Source organism: Achromobacter ruhlandii (assembly GCF_002082135.1).
GTDB lineage: Bacteria > Pseudomonadota > Gammaproteobacteria > Burkholderiales > Burkholderiaceae_B > Achromobacter > Achromobacter ruhlandii.
The window spans coordinates 4,288,268-4,295,188 of record NZ_CP017433.1 but is presented as its reverse complement, the minus strand read 5'-3'; the positions used below and the strand labels follow the sequence as shown (position 1 = coordinate 4,295,188).

Genomic DNA, 6,921 nt, shown 5'->3' with positions numbered 1-6,921 from the left:
GGTTTCACGTCCGACCCCGACGACGATTTCGAAAACGCTGGCCAGCGCGCCCTCGGCCGCGCCCGCCCCGTCGGCGGCGCCCGCCCGACGCGAAGGCCCGGCCCCGGCTCGCAAGCGCCAGTCGCGCGCGCGCCTGGCCGACATGACCTCCGCCGCGTGGCCCGAGCTGGCCGCGCGCCTGCCGGTCACCGGCCTGGCCGCCGAGCTGGCGCGCCAGAGCGAATGGGCCGGCGTGCAGGGCGATGCCATCATCCTGCGCGTGGCCGTCAAGACACTGGCGGAAAGCGAAAGCCGCGTGCGCCTGCAGACGGTGCTGTGCGAACACTTCGGCCAGGGTATCCGGCTGGACGTGGACGTCGGCGCGGTCGGTGAAGCCACGGCCCACGCCGTGGCCCAGGCCGAGCGCGCGGCGCGCCAGCAGGCCGCCGAGGACGCTGTCGCCGTCGATCCCTTCGTGCAGGCGCTGGTGGCGGACTTCGGCGCCCATGTCGTGGCCGGTTCGATCCGCCACGTCGACTCTCCTTCTGCCGCCGCGTAACGCGCCGGCCAATCCCTACATTCCCTCGTTCAAGGAAGCTCCATCATGATGAAAGGACAACTGGCCGGCCTGATGCGCCAGGCGCAGCAGATGCAGGAAAACATGAAGAAAGCGCAGGACGCGCTGGCCGAGATCCAGGTCGAAGGCGCCTCCGGCGGCGGCCTGGTCAAGGTCACCATGACCTGCCGCCACGACGTCAAGCGCGTCGAAATCGATCCGTCGCTGCTGGCCGACGACAAGGACATGCTGGAAGACCTGGTCGCCGCCGCCTTCAACGACGCGCTGCGCAAGGCCGAAGCCACCTCGCAGGAAAAGATGGCGTCCGTCACCGCCGGCATGCCGCTGCCCCCGGGCATGAAGCTGCCGTTCTGATCGAACGTTCCGGCCGCCGCCGCCCCGGGCGGCGCGGCCTTTGCCGTCCGCAAGTTGCCGTCGTGTCATGGACCCTTTACTGCCCGAACCCGAACCGCTGGTCTCGCTGATCGAGGCGCTGCGGCGCCTGCCTGGCGTGGGTGTGCGTTCCGCGCGACGCATGGCCTATCACCTGCTGCAGCACGACCCCCAGGGCGCCGACATGCTCGGACGCGCGTTGGCAGGCGCGGTGCGCGACCTGCGCCACTGCTCGCGCTGCAACAGCTTCGCCGAAGAGGATGTGTGCGCCACCTGCGCCAATCCCAAGCGCGATCCCTCGCTGCTGTGCATCGTCGAGACGCCGGCCGACCAGAACATGATCGAGTCCAGCCACGGCTACCGCGGCTTGTACTACGTGCTGATGGGACGCGTCGCGCCGCTGGAGGGCATCGGCCCGCGCGAACTCGATTTCGACCGCGTCATCCGCCGGGCCACCGACGGCGTGGTGCAGGAGGTCATCCTGGCCACCAACTTCACTGCCGAAGGCGAGACCACCGCGCATTTCCTGGGCGAGGCCCTGGGTGAACGCGGCCTGCGCGTCACGCGCCTGGCGCGCGGCGTGCCGGCCGGCAGCGAGCTGGAATACGTGGACGCCGGCACCATCGCCTGGGCGCTGATGGAGCGCAAGACCACCTGACACGCCCCCACAATAGCGCGCCGGCAATGTACCGGCGGGCATTGGAAAAACGGCCCGCCCGCGCGGCGCGGCCTCCACGAGAGGAAGACAACCAACATGTCAGCCCTGACCGGCCTGAAGGTCCTGGAACTCGGCACGCTCATCGCCGGCCCGTTCGCCGCGCGCATCTTCGGCGAATTCGGCGCCGACGTCATCAAGGTGGAAACGCCGCACGGCCCCGACGGCACGGGCGGGGGCGACCCCATCCGCAGCTGGCGCCACCTGCATGAAGGCAATTCGCTATGGTGGACCGTGCAGGCCCGCAACAAGCAATCCATTGCCCTCAATCTCAAGCATCCCGAGGCCCGCGAAATCGCCCGCAAACTGGCGCTGGACGCCGACGTGGTGGTCGAGAACTACCGCCCCGGCGTGTTGGAAAAGTGGGGCCTTGGGTTTGAGCAGCTGCGCGCCATTAACCCCGCCCTGATTATGGTGCGCTTGTCCGGCTACGGCCAGACCGGCCCGATGAAGGATCAACCGGGCTTCGGCGCCATCGGCGAATCCATGGGCGGCCTGCGCTACGTGTCGGGGCATCCCGACCGGCCGCCGCTGCGGGTCGGCATCTCGATCGGCGATTCGATCGCCGCGCTGCACGGCGTGATCGGCGCCATGATGGCGCTGCGCCACCGCGACGCCACCGGCGGCCGCTGGAACGGCGTGCAGGGCGAAGGGTGCCAGGCGGGGCAGGGCCAGATGGTCGACGTGGCCTTGTACGAGGCCGTGTTCAACATGATGGAAAGCCTGGTGCCCGAGTACGACGTGGCCGGCGTGGTGCGCGAACGCACCGGCGGCGCGCTGCCCGGCATCGTGCCGTCCAACACCTACACCACGCGCGACGGCCAGAACATCGTCATCGCCGGCAATGGCGACGCGATCTTTCACCGCCTGATGCTGGCCATCGGCCGCGACGACCTGGCCTCGGACCCGGACCTGGTGCGCAACGATGGCCGCGCCCGCCGGGTCGCCGAGATCGATGGCGCCATCCAGCAATGGTGCGATGGCCGCGGCATCGAGGAAGCGCTCAACACCCTGAAGGCGGCCGACGTGCCGGTCGGCAAGATCTACAGCGTGGCCGACATGTTCAGCGATCCGCAGTTCCTGGCGCGCCGCATGATCGAACAGCACCACTTCGCCGACGGCAGTCCGGTCAAGCTGCCTGCGGTGGTGCCCAAGCTCTCGGAAACCCCGGGTGGGACCCGCTGGATCGGTCCGTCATTAGGGGAACATACCGAGGAAGTCCTGAAATCGCTGGGGTATGATTCAGCGGCTATCGACAAGCTGGCGCAGACCGGCGCTATCGGTATCCCCGCACCCAAGGAGACAACACATGTCAGTCACACGCCGTGATCTGCTCAAGATGGCCGGCGCCGCCGGCGTCATGGGCATGGCCCCCGCCATCGTGCGCGCCCAGAAGCTGGAGAAGACCAAGGTCCAGATCGCCGTGGGCGGCAAGCCCCTGATCTACTACCTGCCGCTGTCCATCGCCGAGGCGCGCGGTTACTTCAAGGACGAGGGTCTGGACGTCTCCATCGCCGACTTCGCCGGCGGCTCCAAGGCGCTGCAGGCCGTGGTGGGCGGCAGCGCCGACGTGGTCTCGGGCGCGTTCGAGCACACCCTTGCCATGCAATCGAAGGGCCAGGCCTACCGCGCCTTCGTGCTGCAGGGCCGCGCGCCGATGATCGGCGTGGGCGTTTCCAAGAAGAACCTGCCCAACTACAAGGGCCCGGCCGACCTCAAGGGCAAGAAGATCGGCGTGACGGCGCCGGGCTCGTCCACCAACATGGTGGTCAGCTTCTTCCTGGCCAAGCACGGCCTGAAGGCTTCCGACGTTTCCATCATCGGCGTGGGCGCCGGCGCCGGCGCGGTGACCGCGCTGCGCAGCGGCCAGATCGACGCCATCTCCAACACCGACCCGGTGGTGTCGATGCTGGAAATGCCGGGTGACATCCAGATCATCGTCGACACCCGCACGCTCAAGGACACGCAGGACATCTTCGGCGGCAACATGCCGGCCGGCTGCCTGTACGCGCCGCAGGCGTTCATCGACGCCAATCCGAATACCGTGCAGGCGCTCACCAACGCCATGGTGCGCGCCGACAAGTGGATCCAGAAGGCCGGTCCCGACGAGATCGCCAAGGTCGTGCCGGAAACGTACCTGCTGGGCGACCCGGCGGTGTACAAGGCCGCCATCGGCAAGAGCCTCGAGGGCCTGTCGCCCGACGGCATGATCCCCGAGGACGGCGCCGCCACCGCGCTCAAGGCCCTGGCTGCGTACCAGGCGGATTTCGACGGCGCCAAGATCGATCCGTCCAAGGTCTGGACCAACGATTTCGCGCGTCGCGCCAACGAGAAGTACCCCAATGGCTGACGCCGCGCTATCGCTGGAAAACATCAGCTGCACCTTCGTCTCCCGCGACGACCGCTCGCAGCGCTACACCGCCGTCAGCGACACGAGCCTGGCCATCGCGCCGGGCGAGTTCGTGTCGGTGGTGGGCCCCACGGGCTGCGGCAAGTCCACCCTGCTCAACGTCAGCGCCGGCCTGCTGGCGCCGTCGTCGGGCCAGGTAAAGGTCTTCGGCCAGCCGCTCTCGGGCATCAATTCGCGCGCCGGCTACATGTTCCAGGGCGAGGCGCTGCTGCCCTGGCGCAGCGCGCTCGACAACGTGGTGGCCGGGCTGGATTTCGCCGGCGTGCCGCGCGACGAGGCGCTCGAGCGCGGCCGCGACTGGATGCGCCGCGTCGGCCTGGGCGGCTTCGAGAGCCGCTATCCGCACCAGATGTCGGGCGGCATGCGCAAGCGCGCCATGCTGGCGCAGACGCTGATCCGCGACCCCGACATCATCCTCATGGACGAGCCGTTCTCGGCGCTCGACATCCAGACGCGCCAGCTGATGGAAAACGAGGTGCTGGACCTGTGGATGGCCAAGCGCAAGGCGGTGCTGTTCATCACCCATGACCTGGACGAAGCCATCGCCATGAGCGACCGCGTGGTGGTGCTGTCGGCCGGGCCGGGCACGCATCCCATCGGCGAATTCGCCATCGACCTGCCGCGTCCGCGCGACGTGGCCGAAGTGCGCAACAACCTGCGCTTCGTCGAACTGCACGCGGCCATCTGGGCCGTGCTGCGCGAGGAAGTGCTCAAGGGCTATGCCCAACAACAGAAGCGGGCCTGAGGCCCCTGCCTGATCCAGGCCGCGCCCGCTTCCCATCGAACAGGCCCTGACCATGTCCAAGTCGTTCAAACCGGGTTCCGCCAGCCTGCGCTTCTGGCAGTTGCTGCTGCTCGTCGTCATCCTGGGCGTGTGGCATTTCGCCTCGCGCGATTCCAAGGTGGCGTTCTTCTTCGGCGAGCCCCTCAAGGTGTGGGGCCGCATCTGGGCCTGGTTCGTCACCAACGCCGACATCTACACCCACCTGTGGGTCACGCTGACCGAAACCGTGCTGGCCTTTTTCATCGGCACCATCGCCGGCCTGGCCTTCGGCCTGTGGCTGGGCCTGTCGCCGCGCGCCAGCGCGATCCTCGATCCCTACATCAAGGCGGCCAACTCGATGCCGCGCGTGATCCTGGCGCCGATCTTCGGCATGTGGTTCGGGCTCGGCATCTGGTCCAAGGTGGCGCTGGCGGTGACGCTGGTGTTCTTCATCGTCTTCTTCAACGTCTACCAGGGCGTGCGCGAAGTCAGCCCGACGCTGCTGGACAACGCCCGCATGCTGGGCGCGCGCCGGCGCCAGTTGCTGCGCCACGTCTACCTGCCGTCGGCCACCAGCTGGGTGTTCTCCAGCCTGCACACCTCGGTGGGCCTGGCCTTCGTCGGCGCGGTCGTGGGCGAATACCTGGGCTCGGCCAGCGGCGTCGGCTACCTGATCCTGCAGGCCGAGGGCACCTTCGACGTCAACACGGTGTTTGCCGGCATCGTGGTGCTGACCGCGTTCGCGCTGGTGCTGGATTACATCGTCGGGATCGGTGAAAAGCGCTTGATGAAGTGGCAGCCGAAGTCGGGCGAGACCGAGAAGATCTGACCCGCTGGCCGTCCTGGAGCCGCGCGCTGGCGCGGTCCGGCGGCTATCGCTGGCCCGGGCTCTGCAGGGCGCCCTGGTCCCGCAGCCAGGCGGCGAGGCTGTCGAACGCGTCGCGCGCGCCTTTCAGCGCCTGCGCTTCCTGTCCTTGCGCCGCCACGTCCAGGTGTTGCAGGAAACCCTTCCACAGTGGCCCGACCTCATCGCCATAGCCGCGCAGGTAGCGCAGCGGCAACGGCGGATCGGCGGCTTCGAGCCGCTTGGCCAGGAAGCGTCCTCCCAGTTGCGAACCCTCCACCACGTAGGCCACGCCCAGCGCATAGGCGTCGGCCGCCCGCGGGCGCGGCGCATCGGGGCATTGCGGAACCGGCGCGCTGTCGCTCGCCGCGCGCAGGTCGGCGCGGATCAGCGCGCTCTTGCCGTCCCGCTCTTCGGCCCGCAGCGCGGCGGGCCAGTCCAGTTGCCACAGCCGGTTTTCCACCGGTTCAAGCCAGCCCAGCATGGCGCGCAGATACGCCACATAGCGGGCCGGACTGACGTTGCCATCGGCCAGCGCCAGCCCCTGATCCAGGGCCTCGTGGCGGTCGCGCGTGCCATCACGCAGGAATTGGTGCACCGGGGAGATCATGCGGGTTCCTTGCCGGCGGCGGCGCGGTGCAACGACCAGCTCTGTGGCTGCCGCTCGAAGCGCCAGCCTGAATCGGCGGCCAGCCATTCGATGTCGCGCGTGTCGAACAGCGCGGGTTCGTCCGGCGCCTGCGCGGGCACGGTGAAGCGGGCATGCCATGCCGACGGGTCGGCCGTGTCGAGCTCCACTTCGGCGCCTTCGGGCAGCCAGGCCACCAGGCACAGCAGCCAGGCCATGAGCAGATAACGACTGCTGAAAGCGGGCAGTTCGAGCGCGCCCGGGTCCTCGGGCCAGCGGACCCGGCGCTTGGACCACATCAATTGCGAGAACAGCAGCTTGCGGCATTCCTTGAGCAGCGTCGCCAGCGGCAGCGTCGCGCCGTTGTCGCTGAACCACTGGTCCAGGTCGCGGATCACGCTGACGCTGTCTTCCAGCATGTCGTTGAGGTCTCCGGCCAGCCGTTCGCAGCGCTGCTGCCGGGCCTGGGCATCCGCGCCTTCCGGCGCGTGGCTCAGCATGGCCGCCGCCAAGGTGGCATTCGATAGCGGCGCGATGGCCTCGTGGCGCAGCACCGGGAATATCTGCGCCAGCACCTTCAGCCTTACGCCTTGCGCGGCCAGCGCCTGGGCGGAAATATCGACTTGCATGGCG

Annotated in this window: 8 protein-coding genes and 1 pseudogene; 7 read left to right on the top strand and 2 right to left on the bottom strand. The window is 68.6% G+C overall.

Annotation, left to right across the window (positions count from 1 at the left end; translation table 11 throughout):
• From AruCF_RS19345 to AruCF_RS19315, 7 genes and pseudogenes are all read left to right on the top strand, one after another.
• Nucleotides 1–538 (top strand): annotated as a pseudogene (locus AruCF_RS19345) (DNA polymerase III subunit gamma/tau C-terminal domain-containing protein); the annotation flags it as partial.
• 45 nt (nt 539–583) lie between these two features.
• Nucleotides 584–910, top strand: a complete 327-nt coding sequence (locus AruCF_RS19340; protein WP_006385500.1) for a YbaB/EbfC family nucleoid-associated protein — start codon at nt 584–586, stop codon at nt 908–910.
• 67 nt (nt 911–977) lie between these two features.
• Entirely contained in the window at nt 978–1,586 is a 609-nt protein-coding gene (gene recR, locus AruCF_RS19335; RefSeq protein WP_006385499.1) for a recombination mediator RecR, read from the top strand.
• 96 nt (nt 1,587–1,682) lie between these two features.
• Nucleotides 1,683–2,972: a CaiB/BaiF CoA transferase family protein gene (locus AruCF_RS19330; protein WP_049075405.1), complete on the top strand. Its 1,290-nt coding sequence runs from the start codon at nt 1,683–1,685 to the stop codon at nt 2,970–2,972.
• A complete protein-coding gene (locus AruCF_RS19325; protein WP_049075404.1) occupies nt 2,953–3,993 on the top strand; it encodes an ABC transporter substrate-binding protein in 1,041 nt (346 codons plus the stop codon). The genes AruCF_RS19330 and AruCF_RS19325 overlap by 20 nt, the downstream gene beginning before the upstream one ends.
• On the top strand, nt 3,986–4,798 hold the full coding sequence (locus AruCF_RS19320) for an ABC transporter ATP-binding protein (RefSeq protein ID WP_049075403.1): 813 nt from the start codon (nt 3,986–3,988) through the stop codon (nt 4,796–4,798). The genes AruCF_RS19325 and AruCF_RS19320 overlap by 8 nt, the downstream gene beginning before the upstream one ends.
• 52 nt (nt 4,799–4,850) lie before the next feature.
• Nucleotides 4,851–5,645 carry an ABC transporter permease gene (locus AruCF_RS19315; RefSeq protein ID WP_049075402.1) on the top strand — a complete coding sequence of 265 codons (795 nt, stop codon included), beginning with the start codon at nt 4,851–4,853 and terminating at the stop codon, nt 5,643–5,645.
• A 43-nt stretch (nt 5,646–5,688) separates the two neighbouring features.
• On the opposite strand, the gene AruCF_RS19310 is transcribed toward AruCF_RS19315, so the two are convergent.
• Both AruCF_RS19310 and AruCF_RS19305 read right to left on the bottom strand, forming a co-directional pair.
• Complete coding sequence (locus AruCF_RS19310; protein WP_049075401.1) at nt 5,689–6,270, bottom strand: biliverdin-producing heme oxygenase; 582 nt, start codon at nt 6,268–6,270, stop codon at nt 5,689–5,691.
• Nucleotides 6,267–6,917: a hypothetical protein gene (locus tag AruCF_RS19305; protein WP_049075400.1), complete on the bottom strand. Its 651-nt coding sequence runs from the start codon at nt 6,915–6,917 to the stop codon at nt 6,267–6,269. The genes AruCF_RS19310 and AruCF_RS19305 overlap by 4 nt, the downstream gene beginning before the upstream one ends.
• Nucleotides 6,918–6,921 lie beyond the last annotated feature (4 nt).